The 22,155-nt window shown below is 72.6% G+C and carries 17 protein-coding genes; 4 read left to right on the plus strand and 13 right to left on the minus strand.

From position 1 onward, the window contains the following. Positions 1–2: 2 nt before the first annotated feature. From BKD26_RS23945 to BKD26_RS23960, 4 genes are all read right to left on the minus strand, one after another. Positions 3–2,303 (minus strand): collagenase, encoded by a 2,301-nt coding sequence (locus BKD26_RS23945; protein WP_084901805.1) that lies wholly within the window; start codon positions 2,301–2,303, stop codon positions 3–5. Positions 2,304–2,516: 213 nt separating this feature from the next. Next, positions 2,517–2,774, minus strand: a complete 258-nt coding sequence (locus tag BKD26_RS23950; protein ID WP_206603704.1) for a hypothetical protein — start codon at positions 2,772–2,774, stop codon at positions 2,517–2,519. A 290-nt stretch (positions 2,775–3,064) separates the two neighbouring features. Next, positions 3,065–3,463 (minus strand): RidA family protein, encoded by a 399-nt coding sequence (locus BKD26_RS23955; protein WP_084901808.1) that lies wholly within the window; start codon positions 3,461–3,463, stop codon positions 3,065–3,067. Further along, complete coding sequence (locus tag BKD26_RS23960; RefSeq protein WP_084901810.1) at positions 3,460–4,572, minus strand: acyl-CoA dehydrogenase family protein; 1,113 nt, start codon at positions 4,570–4,572, stop codon at positions 3,460–3,462. The genes BKD26_RS23955 and BKD26_RS23960 overlap by 4 nt, the downstream gene beginning before the upstream one ends. A 96-nt stretch (positions 4,573–4,668) precedes the next feature. Between BKD26_RS23960 and BKD26_RS23965 the strand changes: the two genes are divergently transcribed. After that, the gene (locus BKD26_RS23965; RefSeq protein ID WP_084901812.1) at positions 4,669–6,330 is read left to right on the plus strand and encodes an AMP-binding protein; all 1,662 of its coding nucleotides are present in this window, start codon (positions 4,669–4,671) and stop codon (positions 6,328–6,330) included. A gap of 4 nt (positions 6,331–6,334) precedes the next feature. Next, on the plus strand, positions 6,335–7,153 hold the full coding sequence (locus tag BKD26_RS23970; protein ID WP_084901815.1) for a PaaX family transcriptional regulator C-terminal domain-containing protein: 819 nt from the start codon (positions 6,335–6,337) through the stop codon (positions 7,151–7,153). Between the two features lie 15 nt (positions 7,154–7,168). Here BKD26_RS23970 and BKD26_RS23975 read toward each other — a convergent pair whose 3' ends face one another. Both BKD26_RS23975 and BKD26_RS23980 read right to left on the minus strand, forming a co-directional pair. Then, the gene (locus tag BKD26_RS23975; RefSeq protein WP_084901817.1) at positions 7,169–9,469 is read right to left on the minus strand and encodes a bifunctional salicylyl-CoA 5-hydroxylase/oxidoreductase; all 2,301 of its coding nucleotides are present in this window, start codon (positions 9,467–9,469) and stop codon (positions 7,169–7,171) included. A gap of 6 nt (positions 9,470–9,475) precedes the next feature. Next, positions 9,476–10,303, minus strand: a complete 828-nt coding sequence (locus BKD26_RS23980) for an enoyl-CoA hydratase family protein (protein WP_084901820.1) — start codon at positions 10,301–10,303, stop codon at positions 9,476–9,478. Between the two features lie 358 nt (positions 10,304–10,661). Between BKD26_RS23980 and BKD26_RS23985 the strand changes: the two genes are divergently transcribed. Then, entirely contained in the window at positions 10,662–11,084 is a 423-nt protein-coding gene (locus tag BKD26_RS23985) for an ATP-binding protein (protein WP_084901822.1), read from the plus strand. Here BKD26_RS23985 and BKD26_RS23990 read toward each other — a convergent pair. The 6 genes from BKD26_RS23990 to BKD26_RS24015 all read right to left on the minus strand — a co-directional run bounded on the left by BKD26_RS23990 (position 11,056) and on the right by BKD26_RS24015 (position 20,676). Further along, on the minus strand, positions 11,056–12,498 hold the full coding sequence (locus tag BKD26_RS23990; RefSeq protein ID WP_084901826.1) for an amino acid permease: 1,443 nt from the start codon (positions 12,496–12,498) through the stop codon (positions 11,056–11,058). The two genes, BKD26_RS23985 and BKD26_RS23990, sit on opposite strands and share 29 nt — an antisense overlap. 130 nt (positions 12,499–12,628) lie before the next feature. Continuing rightward, entirely contained in the window at positions 12,629–13,639 is a 1,011-nt protein-coding gene (gene argF, locus BKD26_RS23995) for an ornithine carbamoyltransferase (RefSeq protein ID WP_084901828.1), read from the minus strand. Between the two features lie 91 nt (positions 13,640–13,730). Beyond that, positions 13,731–14,969 (minus strand): arginine deiminase, encoded by a 1,239-nt coding sequence (locus BKD26_RS24000; RefSeq protein WP_084901831.1) that lies wholly within the window; start codon positions 14,967–14,969, stop codon positions 13,731–13,733. A 716-nt stretch (positions 14,970–15,685) separates the two neighbouring features. Next, positions 15,686–18,232: a polynucleotide kinase-phosphatase gene (locus BKD26_RS24005; protein ID WP_084901833.1), complete on the minus strand. Its 2,547-nt coding sequence runs from the start codon at positions 18,230–18,232 to the stop codon at positions 15,686–15,688. Further along, positions 18,229–19,692 carry a 3' terminal RNA ribose 2'-O-methyltransferase Hen1 gene (locus BKD26_RS24010; RefSeq protein ID WP_084901836.1) on the minus strand — a complete coding sequence of 488 codons (1,464 nt, stop codon included), beginning with the start codon at positions 19,690–19,692 and terminating at the stop codon, positions 18,229–18,231. Before BKD26_RS24010 ends, BKD26_RS24005 begins: the two co-directional genes overlap by 4 nt. Before the next feature lie 60 nt (positions 19,693–19,752). Next, complete coding sequence (locus BKD26_RS24015; RefSeq protein ID WP_084901838.1) at positions 19,753–20,676, minus strand: LLM class F420-dependent oxidoreductase; 924 nt, start codon at positions 20,674–20,676, stop codon at positions 19,753–19,755. Positions 20,677–20,903: 227 nt separating this feature from the next. Between BKD26_RS24015 and BKD26_RS24020 the strand changes: the two genes are divergently transcribed. Then, positions 20,904–21,107 (plus strand): hypothetical protein, encoded by a 204-nt coding sequence (locus tag BKD26_RS24020; RefSeq protein ID WP_084901841.1) that lies wholly within the window; start codon positions 20,904–20,906, stop codon positions 21,105–21,107. 494 nt (positions 21,108–21,601) lie between these two features. On the opposite strand, the gene BKD26_RS24025 is transcribed toward BKD26_RS24020, so the two are convergent. Then, positions 21,602–22,072 (minus strand): DUF6099 family protein, encoded by a 471-nt coding sequence (locus BKD26_RS24025; protein ID WP_084901843.1) that lies wholly within the window; start codon positions 22,070–22,072, stop codon positions 21,602–21,604. Positions 22,073–22,155: the final 83 nt, after the last annotated feature.

Raw genomic sequence — 22,155 nt, forward strand, 5'->3', positions numbered from 1 at the left:
GTTCACGTCCTCAGCGGCCCCTCGCACACATAGTCCGAGGTCCCGGCCCGACCGTCGGACCAGATCTCCACCTCGCCGAACGCGCAGTTCATGTCGGCGAGGTTGGTGGAGGCGGGGGCGGCCCGGTCGAGGAGGAAGTGGTCGACCGTCTCGGACATGTCCCTGAAGACCCGGTCCGCGCTGCCGGCGTCGGTCAGGCGGGCGGTGACCCGCCCGGTGCAGACGAACCGCCGCGTGCCCGGGTCGCTGTTGTCCGTGCAGGACGGGCCGGCCCCGGTCGCCGCCGCGAAGGAGGAGCGTACGGCCTCGGCGGTGGCGTCCCGCAGCCTGTCGTTGGGTGTGTACCGGGTGTTCGGCACGAACAGCTCGTCGACCTTGGCGGTCTGCGCGTCCAGGAAGGCGTCGTACGCCCGCTGGATCACCGCGTCCCGGCCCAGCCGGTCGCGCCAGGCGTCGAAGGCGGCCGGGTCGTCGGCGCGCAGGTGGTGGTACATCTCCCGTAGCACGCCCGGCCGTTCGGTCCACAGGTACGTGAAGAACGTGCCCGCGTAGGCGTAGAAGCGGAAGCCGTCACCCTCGTAGGTGGCGTGCAGCAGCTGGTCCACGGTCATGCGCGGGCGGCCGTTGGCGGTGTCGGTGATGACGCTCTTGACGAGGGACTTGCGTACGGCGACACCGTCGTCACGGGTCGCACCGTCGAAGAACTCGGCCGTCCCCTCGTCCATGGCGGTGGTGCGGTCGCCCTGGTACCAGGGGCCTTCACCGAAGTAACCGGGCACGGCGAACCGGCCGTTGAGGTAGTGCACATACTCGTGCCGGAACAGCTCCTCCAGCGTCAGCGAGGAGTCCTGCGGAACACGCCGCTGGTACGTGTAGAAGGTCGCGCCGCGCTCGATATAGATACCGCCGTTATCTGTATCCATGCCGGTCAGGAGCGGGTGGTAGTTCTCGTAGTCCGCGCGGGAGGCGTACAGGACGATGGTGAGGGCGGTGTTGGAGTCTCCCGCGAGCGGCCGGTCCGTACCCAGTACGCGGTGGAACTGCGCCTTGACCTGCTTGCTCGCGTAGTAGAGCTGGTCGACGGTGGCGCGGTCGAGGCCGGTGCGGACCTTGATGGCCGCGTTGTCGTAGCGGTACGCGTGGGGGAAGATCTCCCGCTCGATGTCGTCCTTGCAGACGCGGTACGGCTCGCACGCCTCGTAGAAGTTGAGCCAGGACGCGAGGCGCGCCCAGGGGGCGCTGCCCCGCCCGAAGTCGCGGGCGACGGGCGCGAGGAGCACCCCGATGTCGGGCACGATCCTGGACGTCAGGGCCGTGATCTGGCCGAAGCGACCGTACTCGGCGAGGGCGTCCCGTACGGCCCACTCATTGGGCGTGCCCTTGAGGTGGGTGTACGTGGAGAACTTCCGGAAGGCGTCGCGGTAGGGGGCGTTGCGGGCGACGAGCGTGTGGAAGGCGGTGTCCTTGTTGCCGGGGTAGACGCCCAGGTAGTTGACGGAGAGCGCGGCGAGGGCGGCGCCGCCCCAGGCGGGGTCCTTGTAGGTGGTGGTGTGGTACTGGTCCATGGTGGCCAGCACCTTGCGTATCAGGTCCGGTTGGGAGTGGCGCAGCCCCGGCGCGCTGCCCGCGTAGAGCGCTTCGCGCAGGGACTCGGCGTTGGTGCGGGTGGCGTCGAAGGAGCGGCGCGCCGTGCCGAAGGCGTGGATGGCGCGGCGCATGGCCTCGGTGGTGGGCGGGTCGGTGACGTCGAGTTCGCCGCGCGAGAAGTCGTGGTACGCCACCGCGTGCAGGTAGGTGAGCATCTCCAGCAGGTGGCTACCGTTCTTGCCGTCGTGGGCGGCGGCGAGGGCGGATATGCGGCGGGAGACGGCCTGGACGTGCGCGTCGGACATGACCGGCGCGAGGCGGGCGTCCCAGGTCCAGATCAGGCCGCGCAGACAGCCGTCGGCGGTGACGGCCGGGTCGGCGAGGAAGTCGGCGAACGCCTCCGGCGCGAGGCTTGTCACCTCGTCGAGGGCGCACGGAGCGGCGGCCGACGTGTACGCCGGCGTCTGCGGCCCCGGTACGCGTGCGGTGGCGCGCCCGCCGGGCGCCGGGGCGGGCCTCGGTCCGGCCGTGGGCGCGGTGGCGAGGCGCTCGACCTCGTCGTGCGGGCGATCGCCGGACACCGGACGCGATTGCCCGGCCTCGTACGCCTCGGCTGCGGGCGCACTCTCGGCCGCCACGCCGAGCAGCGCCGCGGTGGCGACGGCGCCGGCGAGGACGGCTCTGAGCAGGGGACTGCGTATGAATCGCTGGGACACCTGCGGCTCCTGTGTCGGAGGTGGGGAGTGGTCCGTTCAGCGGTGCGGAGAGCGGTGGCTGCAGATTGATGAGCACATGCCACTGCCGTGTGACGTGCAACATAGTAATGTGACATTGCACTGACAACCCTTCCGCGCCCCCGAGTTGCCCCCTCCCGGCGCGGGGACGTGCCTGTTGGGCTCGCCCGTACCCGCAACGGTCAGCCTGTGCCGTCAGGCGGGAACAGTGAGCCGCTTCACCATGATCGCGAACACGGGCGAGTCATCAAACGGCTTCTGCTCGCCGAGCTTTTCGTGACCCCAGGTCTCGTAGAGCGCCTGTACCTTCGGGTGCCTCACGTCGACAAGGAGGCCGTAGGCGAACCCGGTGGGCGCCCCCTGCTCGAGCCCGACGACACAGGACCGGCTCTCCTTGCTGCTCCAGTGGTCGACGAACCAGGCGAAGCGTTCCCTCTCATGGAATCGATCCACGCCTGGGAGTTTTTTGCGTTCGACGTTCGACGTTCGACGTTCGACAACAGGCTGAGCAGATGGATACGGGCGGTCGCTCGGGTTTCCCACCGCGTGATCATCAGGAGTCCACACCCCCGCTCCGACGATCGCGCGATGCCGTACCCGTTCACAGCCGGGCCGCGACAAGATCGCGAAGCCGGAGTGAAGGATTAGGTGATCCATCAACAAATCGCCCCGGTTTCAAGAAGGCGTGGGCGGGGGACAAGGCCCCGCCCACGCCACGGCCCCAGGGGTGAAACCGCCGGTCTTCAGTCCAGCACCGCGAACCCGTCCAGTTCCACCAGCGCCTGGGCGTCCCAGAGGCGGGACGCGCCGATGACCGCCATCGCCGGGTAGTCGCGGCCCGCGAGGCGGCGCCAGATGCGGCCGAGTTCGGGGGCGCGGGTGCGGTAGTCGGCGACGTCCGTGGCGTAGACGGTGACGCGGGCGAGGTCGGCGGGGGTGCCGCCCGCGGCCTTGAGGGCGGCCAGGAGGTTACCGAGGGCGGTCTCGAACTGTTCCGGGAGGGTGTCCCCCACCACCCGCCCGGCTCCGTCGAGCGCGGTCTGGCCGGCGAGGAAGACCAGGCGGGATCCGGTGGCGGTGACCGCGTGGGAGAAGCCCGTGGGTGGGGAGAGCTCGGCGGGGTTGACGCGTTCGAGGCTCATCGGGCGTACAGCTCCTTCGCGATGATCGTGCGCTGGACCTCGGTCGCGCCCTCGTAGATGCGGGGCGCCCGCACCTCCCGGTACAGGTGCTCCAGCAGGTGGCCGCGTTGCAGGGCGCGGGCGCCGTGGAGCTGGACGGCGGCGTCGACGACGTACTGCGCGGTCTCGGTGGCCAGGAGCTTGGCCATGGCGGCGCGCTTGGGGACGTCCGCGGCGCCCGCGTCGTACGCCGCTGCCGCCGCGTACACGAGCAGGCGGGCTGCCTCCGTGCGGGTGGCCATCTCGGCGACCTGGTGGGCCACGGCCTGAAGGTCCTTCAGGACGCCGCCGAAGGCCGCCCGTCCGGCCGTGTGGGCGAGCGTCGCGTCCAGGGCGGCCTGGGCCATGCCGACCGCGAAGGCGCCGACGCTGGGCCGGAAGAGGTTGAGGGTGGTCATGGCGACGCGGAAGCCCCCGTCCACCTCGCCGAGGACATCCGCGCGGGTGACCGGCACGGCGTCGAAGTGGAGCGCGCCGATGGGGTGCGGGGACAGCATGTCGAGCGGGGTGCCGGTGAGGCCGGGGCGGTCGGCGGGGACGAGGAAGGCGGTGACGCCGCGCGCTCCGGCGCCCGGTGTGGTGCGGGCGAAGACGGTGGAGAAGTCGGCCTCGGGGGCGTTGGAGATCCAGCGCTTCTCGCCGGTCAGCCGCCAGCCGTCCCCCGCCGGTGCCGCCTCCAGCGCGAGCGCCGCCGCGTCCGATCCCGCGTCCGGCTCGCTGAGCGCGAACGCGGCGACCGCACGGCCCGCCGTCACCTCCGGCAGCCAGCGCGCCCGCTGTTCGGGCGTGCCGGAGGCGGCGACCGGATGGGCGCCGAGGCCCTGGAGGGCCAGCGCGGTCTCCGCCTCCGTACAGGCCTGGGCGAGGGATTCGCGCATCAGGCACAGATCGAGGGCGCCCGCGCCGAAGAGGCGGCCGATCAGGCCCAGTTCGCCGAGCGCGGCGACCAGCGGGCGGTTGACCCGGCCCGGCTCGCCCTTCTCGGCGAGCGGGCGGAGGCGTTCGGCGGCCAGGGCGCGCAGCTCGGCGCACCAGGCGGTTTGGGCTGGATCGAGTGAGAATACGGGCATTCATGCCCCCTCAAAGACATCTATCGCGAGCCGTTGACTGTCGTCACATCAACGATACGCTCGATGAGCGTTCCCACCACGCCAAGGGGGCGAACCATGGAGCTCACGCCTTCGGCCCATCGCGACACCTTTGCCCGGGAGCATCTGCCACCGCGCGAGCAGTGGCCGGAGCTCGTCTTCGACCTCCCCGAGCTGCGCTACCCCGACCGGCTCAATTGCGGGGCGGAACTTCTGGACCGCACGGTGGAGCGGTTCGGCGCGGACCGGCCGGTCTTCCGGGACGGCGCCGGCCGGGTCTGGACGTACGGCGAGCTCCGCGGCCGCGTCGACCGGATCGCCCACGCGCTCACCCGCGACCTGGGCGTGGTGCCCGGCAACCGCGTGCTGCTGCGTGGGCCCACCACGCCCTGGCTGGCGGCCTGCTGGCTGGCGGTGATGAAGGCGGGCGCGGTCGCCGTCACCGTACTGGCGGGGCAGCGCGCGCGGGAGCTGGCCGTGATGTGCGAGATGGCCGAGGTGTCCCACGCGCTGTGCGACGTCCGCGCGGTGGACGACCTGGTGAAGGCGGAGGTACCGGGGCTGCGGATCACGGCGTACGGCGGTGACGCGCCCGACGACCTGCTGCACCTCGCGGCCCGGCGCCCCGGCGCGTACGAGGCGGTCGACACGGCGGCCGACGACGTCGCGCTGATCGCGTTCACGTCCGGGACGACCGGGCGGCCCAAAGGGTGCATGCACTTCCACCGCGATGTGCTGGCCGTCGCGGACACGTTCTCCGCGCGCGTGCTGCGGCCCGGGCCGGACGACCTGTTCGCGGGCAGTCCGCCGCTGGGGTTCACCTTCGGGCTCGGCGGCCTGGTGATCTTCCCGATGCGGGCGGGCGCCTCGGCGCTGCTGCTGGAGCAGGCCGGGCCCAGGCAGCTCCTCCCGGCGGTCGCCGAGCACCGGGTGACGGTGCTGTTCACCGCGCCGACCGCCTACCGGGTGATGCTGGACGAGCTCGACGCGTACGACACCTCGTCGCTGCGCCGCTGTGTGTCGGCCGGCGAGAACCTGCCCGCCGCCACCTGGCACGCCTGGTACGAACGGACCGGGCTGCGCCTGATCAACGGCATCGGCGCCACCGAGCTGCTGCACATCTTCGTCTCCGCGGCCGACGACGCGATCCGCCCCGGGACGACGGGGGTGCCGGTTCCCGGGTGGCACGCGCGCGTGGTGGACGATTCCGGTGAGCCGGTCCCGGACGGACAGGAGGGGTTCCTGGCCGTGCGTGGCCCGGTGGGGTGCCGCTATCTGGCCGATCCCCGCCAGAGCGAGTACGTCCGGCACGGCTGGAACATCACGGGCGACACCTACGTACGCGACCCGGACGGCTACCTGCGCTATGTCGCCCGCGCGGACGACATGATCATCTCGGCCGGGTACAACATCGCCGGCCCCCAGGTCGAGGAGGCCCTGCTGGCCCACCCCGATGTGGTGGAGGCGGCCGTGGTCGGCCATCCGGACGAGGTGCGCGGCCAGATCGTGGTGGCGTACGCGGTGCTGCGCGACGGCCTGCCCCGCGACGACTCCACCGCCCAGGCGCTGCGCGCCTTCGTCAAGGGCCGCCTCGTCCCGTACAAGTGCCCGCGCCGGATCGTGTTCCTGGACGCCCTCCCCCGTACGGCCACCGGGAAGCTGCAACGGTTCCGGCTGCGTGACCAGGACGCACCCCGGGACACATCCCAGGACACACCCGAGGACACGCCCGTAAAGTGATCACGTGGCCGAGCAGCACACCCCGCGTTCCCTGATCGTCTCCCTGTACGGCGCGTACGGGCGGACGCCCGACAACGCCCCGCTGCCGGTGGCCGAGCTGATCCGGCTGCTGGCGGTGCTGGGCGTGGACGCGCCGTCGGTGCGTTCCTCCGTCTCGCGGCTCAAGCGCCGCGGACTGCTGGAGCCGCGCCGTACCCCGGACGGGGCGGCCGGGTACGCCCTTTCGGACGACGCCCGGCAGCTCCTGGACGACGGCGACCGGCGGATCTACGCGGCGGGCGAGCCTCACGAGGACGACGGCTGGGTCCTCGCCGTCTTCTCGGTGCCCGAGGTGGAGCGGCACAAGCGGCACCTGCTGCGCTCACGGCTGGGCCGCCTGGGCTTCGGGACGGCGGCCCCCGGCGTGTGGATCGCGCCCGCCACGCTGTACGAGGAGACCCGGCACACCCTCCAGCGGCTCCAGCTCGATCCGTACGTGGACCTGTTCCGCGGCGAGCACCTGGGCTTCGCGGCGACGGCGGAGGCGGTGGGCCGGTGGTGGGACCTGGCGGCGATCGCCAAGCTGTACGAGGAGTTCCTGGACCTCCACGAGCCGGTGCTGCGCGCCTGGTCGACGCGCGAGCCGTCGCCGGAGGAGGCGTACCGGGACTACCTGCTCGCGCTGGACTCCTGGCGCCGTCTGCCGTACGCGGACCCCGGCCTGCCGGCCGCGCTGCTCCCGGCGGGGTGGCCGGGGGGCAGGGCGGCGGCGGTCTTCGGCGGGCTGCACGGGCTGCTGCGGGACAAGGGGGAGGCGTTCGTCAGGGGCGGGGACCCGGCGTGAGCCGGGCCGCCGGCCTCAGGGTCGGGGAGCCAGGCTGAGGCGCGGCTTGGGGGCGTCCGTGCGGCCCGTGGGCGGCTTGCGGCTGCCCGCGCGGTACGGGAGCGGCCAGGCCGCGCCGGGGCCGTCGTAGCCCTGGTCGGCGGCGGCGTGCAGGGTCCAGTGCGGGTCGTAGAGGTGCGGGCGGGCCAGGGCGCACAGGTCGGCGCGGCCGGCCAGCAGCAGGGAGTTGACGTCGTCCCAGGACGAGATCGCGCCGACCGCGATGACGGGGACCTTCAGGGCGTTGCGGATCTTGTCGGCGTACGGGGTCTGGTAGGAGCGGCCGTACTCGGGGCGCTCGTCGGGCACGACCTGGCCGGTGGAGACGTCGATCGCGTCGGCGCCGTGCCGCACGAAGGCGCGGGCGATCTCGACGGCCTCCTCGGCGGTGGTGCCGCCGGGCGCCCAGTCGGTGGCCGAGATGCGTACGGTCATGGGCCGCTCGCCGGGCCAGGCGGCCCGTACCGCGTCGAAGACCTCCAGCGGGAAGCGGAGCCGGCCGGCCAGGGAGCCGCCGTAGGCGTCGGTGCGGCGGTTGGTGAGCGGGGAGAGGAACCCGGACAGCAGGTAGCCGTGGGCGCAGTGCAGCTCCAGCAGGTCGAACCCGGCCCGGGCGGCGCGCCGGGCGGCCGCCGCGAACTGTTCCCTTATGTCGGTAAGCGCGGCCCGGTGCAGTTCGTACGGCACCTGGTTGACGCCGGGGCGGTAGGGGATCGGGGAGGCGGCGACCACGGGCCAGTTGCCGGAGTCGAGGGGCTGGTCGATGCCCTCCCACATGAGCTTGGTGGAGCCCTTGCGGCCGGAGTGGCCGAGCTGGACACCGATGGCGGTGCCCGGCGACTGCTGGTGGACGAAGTCGGTGACGCGGCGCCAGGCGGCGGCCTGGCCGGGGGTCCACAGACCCGCGCAGCCGGGGGTGATGCGGCCCTCAGGGCTGACGCAGACCATCTCGGTCATGACGAGGCCGGCGCCGCCGAGCGCGCGGGCGCCGAGGTGGACGAGGTGGAAGTCGCCCGGGACGCCGTCCACGGCGGAGTACATGTCCATGGGTGAGACGACGACCCGGTTGCGCAGGGTCAGGCCGCGCAGCCGGAACGGGGTGAACATCGGCGGGGTGCCCGGCGGGCACCCGAAGTCCCGCTCGACGGCGTCGGTGAAGCGCGGGTCGCGCAGCCGCAGGTTGTCGTGGGTGACACGGCGGCTGCGGGTGAGGAGGTTGAACGCGAACTGGCGGGGCGGCTGGTCCAGGTAGCCCGCGAGGTCCTCGAACCAGCGGAGGCTGGCGGCGGCCGCGCGCTGGGTGGACTCGACGACGGGGCGGCGTTCGGCCTCGTACGCGGCCAGCGCCTGCCCCAGGTCGGGCTGCTCCTCGACGCAGGCGGCGAGCGCGAGGGCGTCCTCGACGGCGAGTTTGGTGCCGGAGCCGATGGAGAAGTGCGCGGTGTGGGCGGCGTCGCCGAGGAGCACGGTGGTGCCGTGCGACCAGCGCTCGTTGACGACGGTACGGAAGGCGGTCCACGACGAGTTGTTGGAGGCGAGCTGCCGGCCCTGGAGCGCGTCGGCGAAGATCTTGGCGCAGCGGGCGATGGATTCCTGCTCGTCGAGCTCGTCGAACCCGGCCGCCCGCCAGACCTCCTCGCGCATCTCGACGATGACGGTGGAGGCGTCCGCCGCGTACGGATAACCATGCAGCTGCATGACCCCGTGCTCGGTTTCGGCCACCTCGAAGCGGAAGGCGTCGAAGGCGAAGTCGGCGGCGAGCCAGATGTAGCGGCAGCGGTGGGTGGTGAGGTGGGGCGCGAAGACGTCGGCGTGCGCCTCGCGGGTCCTGCTGTGTACACCGTCGGCGGCGACGACCAGGTCGTACGAGGCGGCCAGCTCGGCGGCGGGCGGCGCCTCGGTACGGAAGCGGAGGCGTACGCCGAGGTCGGCGCAGCGCTCGTGGAGGATCTGAAGGAGCCGGCGGCGGCCGAGGGCGGCGAAGCCGTGGCCGCCGGAGGTGAGGGTGCGGCCGCGGTGGACGATGTCGATGTCGTCCCAGCGGACGAACTCGGCCTGGAGGGCTGCGTAGACGGCGGGGTCGGCGTGCTCGATGCCGCCGAGGGTCTCGTCGGAGAGGACGACACCGAAGCCGAAGGTGTCGTCGGCGGCGCCCCGCTCCCAGACGGTGATGTCACGGGCGGGGTCGAGGCGCTTGAGCAGCGCGGCGGCGTACAGCCCGCCGGGGCCGCCGCCGATGACGGCGACGCGCAGGGGACGCGGACGTGAGGGTCCCATGGCCGGTCACCGCCCCTGCCACTTGGGCGGCCGCTTCTCGGTGAAGGCGGCATGGAACTCGGCGTAGTCCTCACCGTTCATGAGCAGGGCCTGGGTGGCGGCGTCGAGTTCGACGGAGGCGGCCAGCGGCATGTCGAGCTCGGCCGTCAGCAGCGCCTTGGTCTGGGCGTACGCGAGGGCGGGGCCGTCGGCGAGCCGGCGGGCGAGCTCGGCGGCGCGGGCGTCGGCGCCGCCTTCCTCGGTCAGCTCGCTGACCAGGCCGATGCGTTCGGCCTCGGGGGCGCGGACGGGTTCGCCGAGCATCAGCAGCCGGGTGGCGTGCCCGAGGCCGACGACGCGCGGGAGGAGATACGCGGCGCCCATGTCGCCGCCGGAGAGGCCGACCTTGGTGAAGAGGAACGCGAACCGGGCGGAGGGGTCGGCGACCCGGAAGTCGGCGGCGAGCGCGAGGACGGCGCCGGCGCCCGCCGCGACCCCGTGGACGGCGGCGATCACGGGGAAGGGTGCCTCGCGCAGCGCCCGGACGACCTGGCCGGTCATGCGGTTGAAGTCGAGGAGCTGGGCGGTGTCCATGGCGAGGGTGGCGCCGATGATGTCGTCGACGTCGCCGCCGGAGCAGAAGCCGCGCCCTTCGCCCGCGAGGACCAGGGCGCGCACGGCGCGCTCCCGGGACAGCTCGGCGAGCAGGTCACGCAGGTCTGCGTAGGCACCGAAGGTGAGCGCGTTGAGCTTGGCGGGTCGGGCGAGGGTGACGGTGGCGACGCCGTCGTCGACGGCGAGCCGTACGTGCTGCCACTCCTCGGTGCGGGGCGCGGAGCTGGAGAACGGGCTCATGAGGTGCGGCCTCCCTCGATCTGCCTCGATCTGCCCCGGTCCACCTGGGCAGATACCTGCTCCTCGAAGCTATCACTTGTACGTGACTTCCGTCACGCAGGCGCGATACGCTGGCCGGTGACCTTGTCACAGCTGTCCGTAACCGGCGACGGTCCTGTATCAGCTGTGGCACATGTCTCCCCATGGATGGGCGGGGGCCTCTGGTGTGACTGCTCGCCCTTCGTAAGGTGAGGACAGGGCCTCACAGGTCCCTGCCGTCTCTGCTGTCTCTACCGTCTCGCCGCTCTCGTGTTGTGCCCCGCTCCTCTCCCCCTTCCCTTCTCCCGAATGGAACCGGCTTCACCGAACGGACCCCGCCTTGCTCGAAGCATCCGGACCCTCCTCCTGGCGCGTCGCGCTGCCGCACACGACGGCCGCGGTGCCCATCGCCCGTGCCCTGATACGGACGGCGCTCGCGGATCTGGACGCGTCGGCCTACCGGGACACCGCCGAGCTGCTGACGGCCGAGCTGGTGGCGAACGCGGTGGAGCACACCGCCGGCAAGGGTCCGATCGAGCTGGTGGTGCGGCTGCTGCCGAGCGGCTGCCAGGTCGAGGTCCACGACCGTGACCCCGCGCCGCCGGGCGACCTGGCGCCGGAACACGACACCCCGCCCGATCCGTGGCAGGAGCACGGGCGGGGCCTGCTGCTGATCCGTACCCTCAGCGCGGCGTGCGGCCACCGGCGTACCGACCGGGGCAAGGCCGTCTGGTTCACGCTCCCGGGGTTGCAGACCCCGTGACCGGGCCGGTGGGCGTGGCGAGCCGCGAGTTGCGGCGCCCGTACAGCGCGTACACCAGCGCACCCACGACGAGGAAGACGGCGAACCGCACCCACGTCGTCCAGCCCGTCCCCCAGATCAGGTACAGGCACATGGCGACGCCCAGGAGCGGGCTGAGCGGGTAGAGCGGCACCCGGAAGCCGCTCTCGGTGTCCGGGTAGCGGCGGCGCAGCACGACGACCGCGATGTTGACCACGACCATGATGGCCAGGGTGCCGATGGTGGTGAGGTTCAGCACCACGTCGAGCGGGACGACGGCGGCGGGTACGGCGAAGACGAGCGCGACGATCCAGGTGTTGGCGACGGGGGTGGCCGTCCTCGGGGAGACCTTCTCGAAGACGTGCGGGATGAGCCCGTCGCGGGACATCGACATCAGGATGCGGGTCTGGCCGTACATCACCGCCAGGACGACGGACGCGATGGCGACGACCGCGCCGAAGGCGATGATCCCGCCGCCTACGCCGGTCTCGGTGACCCGGTCGACGATCAGCGAGAGCGCGGCCGGCTGGTCGGCGACCTCGTCGGCGGAGAGCGCGCCGATGGCGGCGACGGCGACGAGGCAGTAGAGCAGCGTGACGAGCCCGATGCAGATCATGATCGCGAGCGGGACGTTCTTGCGCGGGTTCCTGACCTCCTCACCGGCGGTGGTGATCGCGTCGAAGCCGATGTACGAGAAGAACGCCACCGAGGCGCCCGAGGTGACCCCGGCCAGACCGTGCGTGGCGAAGGGCGTGAGGTTGTCGCCCTGGTAGGCGCGGAAGGCGATCGCGCAGAAGAGGACCAGGACGGCGATCTTCACGACGGCCATCACGGCGGTGGCGCGGGCGCTCTCGCGGATGCCGCGCACCAGGAGCAGCGCGGCGAGGCCGATCACGACGACGGCCGGGATGTTGACGATGCCGCCGTCGCCGGGCGGACCGGCCAGCGCGGCGGGCAGCTGCCAGCCGACGAGGCTGTCGAGCAGTTCGTTGAGGTACTGGCCCCAGCCGACGGCGACGGCGGAGACGGACACGCCGTACTCCAGCAGCAGGCACCAGCCGACCAGGAAGGCGATGCGCTCGCCGAGGGTGGCGTACGCGAAGGAGTACGAGCTGCCGGAGACGGGAATCGCGCTGCCGAGCTCGGCGAAGGAGAAGGCCGTGAAGACGCAGGTGATCGCGGCGAGGATGAAGGAGACGACGACCGCCGGACCGGCCTCGGCGACGCTGTCGGACAGCCCGACGAAGATGCCGGTGCCGACGATGGCGCCGACGCCGAAGCACACGAGCTGGAAGAGGCCCATGGTGCGCTTGAGGCCATGGCCCTCCAGGTCCGCGCCGGATTCGGCGATCAGCTGGGCGGGGCTTTTGATGCGCGGCGGTCCGGTGGGACGCATGGGGTGGTTCTCTTCTCCGAGCCATCACGACGTGCACAAACGAAGCGGGGTTCGAGCGTGCGAACCCGAACCCCACCATGTGCCCCGACATGAGCCGCCACACCGCATATACACCCAGTCGGGCGTATTGCTATGCCGTCGCGTCCGCGAGCGTGGCCACCATGACGGCCTTGATGGTGTGCATCCGGTTCTCGGCCTCGTCGAAGACGACCGAGTGCTCGGACTCGAAGACCTCGTCGGAGACCTCCAGCTCGGTCAGGCCATGGCGCTCGTGGATCTCGCGGCCGACAGCGGTGCCGAGGTCGTGGAAGGCGGGCAGGCAGTGCAGGAACTTGGCCCGCGGGTTTCCGGTCGCCCGCAGGACGTCCATGGTCACGGCGTACGGCGCGAGGGCGGCGATGCGCTCGTCCCAGACCTCCTGGGGCTCCCCCATGGAGACCCAGACGTCGGTGGCGACGAAGTCGGCCCCCTGGACGCCCTCGGCGATGTCCTCGGTGAGCGTGACGCGGGCGCCGCTGCTCTCGGCGAGCTCGCGGGCGCGGGTGACGATGCCGTCGGCCGGCCAGTACGCCTTGGGCGCCACGATCCGCACGTCCATACCCAGCAGCGCGCCGGTGACCAGGTAGGAGTTGCCCATGTTGTAGCGGCCGTCGCCGAGGTAGGCGAAGGCGACGCTCTCCAGTGGCTTGTCGGTGTGCTCGGTCATCGTGAGCGCGTCGGCGAGCATCTGGGTGGGGTGCCAGTCGTCGGTGAGGCCGTTGTAGACGGGCACGCCCGCGTGGGCGGCGAGCTCCTCGACGGTGGCCTGGGCGTCGCCCCGGAACTCGATCGCATCGAACATCCGGCCGAGGACGCGCGCGGTGTCCTTGGCGGACTCCTTCTTGCCGATGTGGGAGCCCGCCGGGTCGATGTAGGTGGTCGAGGCCCCCTGGTCGGCCGCGGCGACCTCGAACGAGCAGCGCGTACGGGTAGACGACTTCTCGAAGATCAGCGCGATGTTCTTGCCGCGCAGCCGCTGGACCTCGGTACCGGCCTTCTTGGCCGCCTTGAGTTCGGCGGCCAGATCGAGCAAGCTGCGGAACTCCTCGGCGGTGAAGTCCAGCTCCTTGAGGAAGTGGCGGCCGGTGAGGTCGGTGGCCATGGGCGCTCCTGGGTTCCGAATACGGGGACCATGGAAGTCTATACGAGACTTCACATTTCTATACGGAGCCGGGGGGGCCGGGGGATGTGACCTAGCCCGGGTCCGCGTCCCGGACGACCGGGCAGCTCATACAGCGCGGGCCGCCCCGGCCCCGGCCGAGCTCACTGCCCGGGATCTCTATCACCTCGATGCCCTCCTTGCGCAGATACGTGTTGGTGGTGACATTGCGCTCGTACGCGACGACGACGCCCGGCTCCACCGCCAGCACATTGCACCCGTCGTCCCACTGCTCGCGCTCCGCCGCGTGCACGTCCTGCGTCGCGGTCAGCACCCGGATCGCGGGCAGACCCAGCGCCGCGGCGATCGCGCTGTGCATGTGCTGGGGCGGGTGGTCGGTGACCTTCAGCGCGCGGCGGCCGTCGCCTGGTTCGATGGTGTACGAGCGGAGCATGCCGAGCCCGGCGTACTGCGTGAACGTGTCGTGCGCGACCATCGTCATGACCGTGTCCAGGTGCATGAACGCCCGGCTCTTCGGCATGTCCAGCGCCACGATCGTGTGCGCCGAACCGGCCGCGAACATGCCGCGGGCCAGCATCTCCACCGCCTGCGGTGTGGTGCGCTCGCTCATCCCGATCAGCACCGCGCCATTGCCGATGACCAGGACGTCGCCGCCCTCGATGGTGGACGGGTAGTCGTCCTGCCCCTCCGACCAGTGGTGGAAGGAACCCGCCTCCGGGCCGGTGAACAGCGGGTGGTGCTTGTAGATCGCCTCGAAGTGGACGGTCTCGCGCTGCCGGGCGGGCCAGCGCATGGCGTTGATGGAGACGCCGTCGTAGATCCAGGCCGATGTGTCGCGGGTGAAGAGGTGGTTCGGCAGCGGCGGCAGCAGGAAGTCGTCCAGGTCCATCACATGGAAGCGGACGGAGGTCGGCTCGGCGTGACCGGCCAGGAAGTCACGTTTCGTCATCCCGCCGATCAGCGCCTCGACGAGCGCGCCCGTCTCCATGCCGTCGAACACCGCCCTTATGTGGTCGGTCGCGAGCGGCCCGTACTCCTTCTCGTCGAAGACCCGGTCCAGGACGAGCTTCCGCGCCGCCGGGATCTCCAGTGCCTCGCGCAGCAGGTCCCCGACGAGGTGCACCTCCACGCCCCGGTCCCGCAGCACATCGGCGAACCCGTCGTGCTCCTGCCGCGCCCGCCGCACCCACAGCACGTCGTCGAAGAGCAGCGCGTCCTTGTTGCTGGGTGTCAGCCGCTTCAGCTCCAGATCGGGCCGGTGCAGGATGACGCGGCGAAGCCGCCCGGTCTCGGAATCGACATGGAATCCCATGCCTCCATCCTCACCGCACGAGCCCCCCTTCACCCGTGAACAGCCGGACATCCCTCGGCCCGCGGCTCGCGCGCGGTCGGCACACCGGCGACCAGGCGGTGAACCGGCGCACGGGCCCACGTCCGGGCTCGTACTCGGCCGGTCGCGGCCGGGGCGGGGCCCTGGCGCACGGGCCGTGGAGCCGGGGCCGGGGCCGCGAGCCGGGGCCGCGAGCCGCGACGAGCCCGGCTCGGGCCGGGGCCGCCGGCAAGGGCACGCCCACCATGAGCCTCGGGCGACGGCGACGCCGCCGGGCCGGGCCAGCGCGGCGGCGGGCGCCGGGCGCCGGGATGAGCCGGGCCTGGGCGGGGGCCGGGACGGCGGCGGGCCGGGACGGTGCGGGCCCGGGCCGAGCAGGCCCGGCGGTGGCGGGCCCGGGCGGTTCCCGGCGGTGCGGGCCCGGGTGGTGCAAGGCCGGGCGGCGGTGTCGAGGGCGCGTCGGTGAGGGGTCACGCCCGGCCGCGGCGGCGCCACGGCCGTGGGGGGCGACGACCGGGTACGGGTGGTGTGTCTCCGACGCCGGCGGGGAGCCCGGCCGGGTCACCGGGGCGGAAGCGCGCCCGGCCACCCCCGGCCGCTGCGGCGGCCCGGGGTGGGCCGGAGGCGGCCCGCGCCCAACCGCGCGGCACCGCCCGGTACGTACCGGGCGGCGCCGGCGACGTGCCCCCGCGGGAACGTCAGAGGCGGGGGTCGACCGGCTCCGATTCCAGGGCCAGGACGGCGAAGACCGCTTCGTGGACGCGCCAGAGCGGTTCACCGTCGGCCAGGCGGGCGAGGGCCTCCAGGCCGAGGGCGTACTCGCGCAGCGCGAGGGACCGCTTGTGGCCGAGGTGCCGCTCGCGCAGCCGGGCCAGGTTCTCCGGGCGCGTGTACTCCGGGCCGTAGATGATCCGCAGGTACTCCCGCCCGCGCACCTTGATGCCCGGCTGGACCAGCCGGCCCTTCCCGTCGCGTACCAGCGCTCCGAGCGGCTTGACGACCATGCCCTCGCCGCCCGCGCCCGTGAGCTCCAGCCACCAGTCGACGCCCGCCCGGACCGACGCGTCGTCCCCGGTGTCGACGACGAGCCGGCGCGTGACCTGGAGCAGGCCGGTCGGGTCGTGCTCCACCAGCCGGTCGAGCCACGCGAGCTGCTCGTCGTGCGGGACGCCCGCGAGCGAGCGCCCCTGCCCCGCGAGGATCTGGAACGGCGCGAACCGCACCCCGTCCAGCCCCTCCGTGTCCCAGCAGTAGCGCCGGTACGCCTCGGTGAACGCCGCCGCGTCCACCGCCCGCTCCCGCTGCTTGCCCAGCAGCCCGGCCACGTCCACGCCCCGGCCCACCGCCGCCTCCAGCGCGGCGATCGCGCCGGGGAAGACCGCGCCCGAGGCGGCGCCGACCGCCGCGTACTGGGTGCGCAGCAGCCCGGACGCCTTGAGCGACCACGGCATGAGCTCGCCGTCCAGCGACAGCCAGTCCGTGTCGAGCTCGTCCCACAGCCCGGCGGCGCCAATCGCCGTGCGCAGCCGGTCCAGGACCTGCTCCGTACGGGAATCGTCATCGAAGAACGGCCGCCCGGTACGGGTGTGCAGCGCACCCGTCGGGCCGTCCACGCCGAACCGTTCCCGCGCGGCGTCCGCGTCCCGGCACACCAGCGCCACGGCCCGCGAACCCATGTGCTTCTCCTCGCACACGACCCGCTCGACACCGTCCGACCGGTACTGCGCGAACGCCTCCGCCGGGTGCTCCAGGTAGCCATCGGCCTTCGAGGTCGCCGTCGGAGCCATCGTCGGCGGCAGGTACGCCAGCAGCCGCGGGTCCACCGCGAACCGGCTCATGACCTCCAGCGCGGCCGCCGCGTTCTCCTCGCGTACGCCGACGGTCCCGGCGTACCGGGTCTCCACGACCCGCCGCCCGTGCACGTCCGCCAGGTCCAGCGGTCTGCCCTCGTGGCCGCCGGGTGCCTCCGCGGCGAGCGGCTTGACCGGCTCGTACCAGACCTTCTCGGCCGGTACGTCGACGAGTTCGCGCTCCGGCCAGCGCAGCGCGGTCATCTTCCCGCCGAACACCGCGCCGGTGTCGAGGCAGATGGTGTTGTTGATCCAGGAGGTGTTGGGCACGGGTGTGTGGCCGTACACCACGGCCGCGCGGCCCCGGTAGTCCTCCGCCCACGGGTAGCGCACCGGCAGCCCGAACTCGTCGGTCTCGCCGGTCGTGTCGCCGTACAGCGCGTGCGAGCGCACCCGCCCCGAGGTGCGGCCGTGGTACTTCTCCGGCAGCCCGGCGTGGCAGACGACGAGCCGGCCCTCGTCGAGGACGTAGTGGCTGACGAGCCCGTCGATGAACTCCCGCACCTGCGTACGGAACTCCTCGCTCTCCCCCTCCAACTGCTCGATGGTCTCGGCGAGGCCGTGCGTCCGCTGAACCTGCTTGCCCTTGAGCCAGCGCCCGAGTTTGTTCTCGTGGTTGCCGGGCACGCACAGCGCGGTGCCCGAGGCGACCATGCCCATGACGCGGCGCAGGACGCCGGGGCTGTCCGGGCCGCGGTCGACGAGGTCGCCGACGAAGACCGCCGTACGGCCGTCGGAGTGCGCGCCGTCCTCGTACCCGAGCTTGGTGAGCAGCGTCTCCAGTTCCGAGCTGCACCCGTGGATGTCACCGATGATGTCGAAGGGGCCGGTGAGGTGGCGGAGGTCGTTGAACCGCTTCTCCAGCACGACTTCGGCGGTCTCGGCCTCCTCCACGCTGCGCAGGACGTGCACCTTGCGGAAGCCCTCGCGCTCCAGGCCGCGCAGCGAGCGGCGCAGCTCGCGGCGGTGGCGCTGGATGACGTGGCGGGGCAGGTCCGCGCGGTCGGGCCGGGCGACGTTGCGCTCGGCGCAGACCTCCTCCGGCATGTCGAGGACGATCGCGATGGGCAGGACGTCGTGCTCGCGGGCCAGCCGCACCAGCTGGCGGCGGCTCTCCTGCTGCACGCTGGTCGCGTCGACGACGGTCAGCCGGCCGGCGGCGAGGCGCTTGCCGACGATGTAGTGCAGGACGTCGAAGGCGTCGCCGCTCGCGCTCTGGTCGTTCTCGTCGTCGGCGACGAGCCCTCGGCAGAAGTCCGAGGAGATGATTTCGGTGGGCTTGAAGTGCTTCCGGGCGAAGGTCGACTTTCCGGAGCCGGTGGCGCCGATGAGCACGACGAGGGACAGGTCGGTGACCGGCAGCCTGCGGGCCTTGGTGGTGGTGGTCTCGGTCATGCGGCCTTCTCCTCGTCTGCGGTGGCCAGGGTGAACACGGCCATCTGCGTGGGCGGCCCGACCTCCGGGTCGTCCGGCCCGACGGGTACGAACTCCACGCCGTACCCGTGCCGTTCGCCCACGCCCCTCGCCCAGCCGCGGAACTCCTCCCGCGTCCACTCGAACCGGTGGTCGCCGTGGCGGACGTGCCCGGCCGGGAGCGTCTCCCAGCGGACGTTGTACTCGACGTTGGGCGTCGTCACGATCACGGTCGTGGGCCGCGCCGACCCGAACACCGCGTACTCCAGGGCGGGCAGCCGCGGCAGGTCCAGGTGCTCGATGACCTCGCTGAGGACGGCCGCGTCGTAGCCGGTGAGCCGCTTGTCGGTGTACGTGAGCGAGCCCTGGAGCAGGTTGACGCGCCCGGCCTGCCGCTCCCCCATGCGCTCCAGCCGCAGCCGTCGCGCGGCCACGGTCAGCGCCCGTACGGACACGTCGACGCCCACGATGTCGGTGAACCGGACGTCCTTGAGCAGCGCCTGCACCAGCTGGCCCTGCCCGCAGCCCAGGTCGAGCACCTTGCTCGCACCGGCCTTGCGCAGCGCCGCCAGGATCGCCTCGCGCCGCTGCTCGGCGAGCGGCACCGGCTTCTCCTCGGTGTCCGTCATCTCGTCCACGGCGTTGTCGACGTCCTCGACGTCCAGGTCGTCGGCCTCGGCGAGCCGGACCAGCTCCAGGCGCTCCATCGCCTCGCGGGTCAGGCCCCAGCGGCGCGAGAGGTAGCGGCTGGTGATCAGCTTGTGCTCGGGGTGGTCGGCCAGCCAGCCCTCGCCGGCCCGCAGCAGTTTGTCGACCTCGTCGGGCGCCACCCAGTAGTGCTTGGCGTCGTCGAGGACGGGCAGCAGGACGTACAGGTGCCGCAGGGCGTCGGCGAGCCGCAGCTCGCCCTCCAGCACCAGCCGTATGTAGCGGGAGTCGCCCCACTGCGGGAACCGCTCGTCCAGCGGCACCGGCTCGGCGTCGACGGATGTCCAGCCCAGCGGGCCGAACAGCGCGCGAACCAGGTCGGCGCCGCCGCGCGCGGGCAGCGCCGGGACCTCGATCCGCAGCGGCAGCGGCTCGTCCGCCCGGCCGGGCAGCGCCTGGCACACGCCGCGCAGCGCGCTCTTGAAGACGGTGCTCAGCGCGACGGACATCAGCGACGAGGCGGCGTAGGGCCGGTCGTTGACGTACTGGGCGAGCGCCGAGTCGGGCGCCCCGCCCCGGCCCTTGCCCTTGCCGCGCCGGACCAGCGCGACGGGGTCCACCTCGAGCAGCAGTGCGGCCGTGCAGCGCTCGGCGGACGCCTCTGGGTAGAAGACGTGCGCCGTGCCGTGCGAGGTGGAGAACGCCTGCGCCTTGTCGGGATGCTTGTGCAGCAGGAAACCGAGGTCGGTGGCGGGGCGCTGTGGGCTACCGGTCGTACTGATCGTCAGGAACACACGTCCGAGTATCGCCCGGTGCGCACCGCCCGACCATGGGTTTTTCCAGGTCGCGATTGCTCAGCTGAGCTGGGACATGACCTGCGAGGAAATCAGCTCCAGGTGGTCCAGATCGTCCAGGTCCAGGACCTGGAGGTAGATCCGGGACGCACCGAGGGCTCCGTACCGGCCGATCTTGTCCACGACTTCGGCGGGCGAGCCGGCGAGGCCGTTCGCCTTGAGTTCCTCCACCTCCCGTCCGATGGCCGCGGCGCGGCGGGCCACTTCGGCGTCGTCCTTGCCCACGCAGACGATCAGCGCGTTGGAGTACACGAGGTCGTCGGCCTTGCGCCCGGCCTCCTCCGCGGCCGCCCGTACTCGGCCGAACTGCCGCTCGCTGTCCTCCAGGGAGGCGAACGGGATGTTGAACTCGTCGGCGTACCGCGCGGCCAGCCGGGGTGTGCGCGTCGCCCCGTGCCCGCCGATCAGGACGGGCACCTTGGCCTGGGCGGGCTTGGGCAGCGCGGGTGAGTCGGTGAGCTGGTAGTACCTCCCGTCGTACGAGAACGTCCTTCCGGTCTCCGTGCCCCACAGGCCCGTGACGATCGCCAGCTGCTCCTCCAGGCGGGCGAACTTCTCCTTGGGGAAGGGGATGCCGTACGCCTTGTGCTCCTCCTCGAACCAACCGGCGCCCAGCCCGAGTTCGACCCGGCCGCCGGACATCTGGTCGACCTGCGCGACCTGGATGGCCAGCACGCCGGGCAGCCGGAACGTCCCGGCGGTCATCAGCGTGCCGAGCCGGATCCGCTTGGTCTCCCGGGCGAGCCCCGCCAGGGTGATCCAGGCGTCCGTGGGGCCGGGCAGTCCGTCGACGGATCCCATGCGGAGGTAATGGTCGGAGCGGAAGAAGGCGTCGAAGCCGAGGTCCTCGGTGGCCTTCGCGACGGTGAGCAGGGTGTCGTAGTCGGCCCCTTGCTGGGGCTCCGTGAAGATTCGAAGATCCATACCTCCATCCTGCACCGTCGGACGACCGTCAACCTCCCCTTCCTGGCCGGGTGAACCTGATCGAACCGGCGACCCCGCGTGTCGCCGCCAGTGACCCGCGGCCCGTACGCGTCGTTGGCTCGGGCGGAGCCGGACCGCCCGGCCCGCGCGTCGGCGGCGGATGTCGGCGCGTCGTTCTCTCTTGCCGCCCTCCTCCGTCGGGGAGGGCCTGGGCCGAGGAGGCCGCCATGTCCCAGGAAGCCGTGCCCGAGCAGGCCGCGCCGGAGCACCCGAAGGGCCTGTTGCAGCAGATGGAGGAGTTGATGGCGGCGCTGACCGCCGACCTGTCCCAACTCGATGCCGACCTGCAGTCCTCGGCCGACCGCCTCCCCTCGCCAGACTGCTCTTCCGGGACGCCCCCGACCCCGGACACCGGCCCCACCCCCCTCTGAGCCGCACCGGGCCCCTGTCCGCCGCCGGGCCACCCCCGGCGGCGGCCCCGCGCCGGTCGGCTTCCCAGACCGCGCACCCAGTCCCGTCCCCTGATCCGCTTCCCGAACGACGCGCCCGCCCCGCGCCCCGCCGGCTTCCCGGACCGCGCGCCCCCAGCCCCGCGCCCGGCGGGCTTCAAGGGCGGCTCTGCCGAAGCCCCCGCCGGCTTGGGCCCCGTCGACTCGGCCCCACCACCCGGCGTCCGCCCCACCGCCCCGGGCGGCTCTGCGACCGAGGCCCGCACCGCCGCCGGTCGGGCTCCGATGCGCCCCGCCACTCCGCACCACCCCGTGCATGAGGTCACCCCCCGGCACCATCGCGCTCAGCGGCCCGGCCCGGCCCGCACCGGCGCCGACCGGGCGCCGAGCCTTGGGTCTCTCCGGCCCGCGCCGGGCACAGGGCGCACCGCGACAGGCCCTGGCGCGACCGCGCCGGCGGCGTGGCCGGACCCGGGTCAGGCGGAGCCCGCCGCCGAGTCGGCGGGGTCGGGGGGTCTGGCGTGCTCGCGGACGGCGAGGCGGCGGAGCATGACGCGCACCCGGTCGCCGGCCTCGTCCGCCGCGTCGATCGCCTCGATGCACTGCCAGTACAGCCCCTCCTCGTCCGTGGCGCACGCGACACCGACGAGCGCGATGCCCACCTCGCCGAGCAGCGCGCCCAGGCTCAGTAACGCGCCCCGTACGTTCGCTATCTCCGTGAGCCGCAGTGCCCGCGCGGGGTGATTCGGCCCCGCTCCGCCGCGGCTGCCGATCTCGCTGAGGCCGCGCGCCTCGCCCCTCAGCTCCGGCGGGCCGGACAGCGCCAGGTGGCTGCCGATCGCCTGCGCGAGCATTTGTGCCTGCCAGGCCTCCGCCACGATGTCCAGCGCCACCCGGCTGTCCGCCAGGGCGCGCCGGCCGGTCAGGATGAGCCGCTCCGCATCCATGTACGCCGCCCCCGTTCGTACGACTGTCCGCCCATCTGTTCACTACCCAGAGTGAAGCTGGATGGACCCAAAAGCCAGGGGAA

Origin of the sequence: Streptomyces sp. CB03238 (genome assembly GCF_002099185.1) — a bacterium.
Lineage (GTDB): Bacteria > Actinomycetota > Actinomycetes > Streptomycetales > Streptomycetaceae > Streptomyces.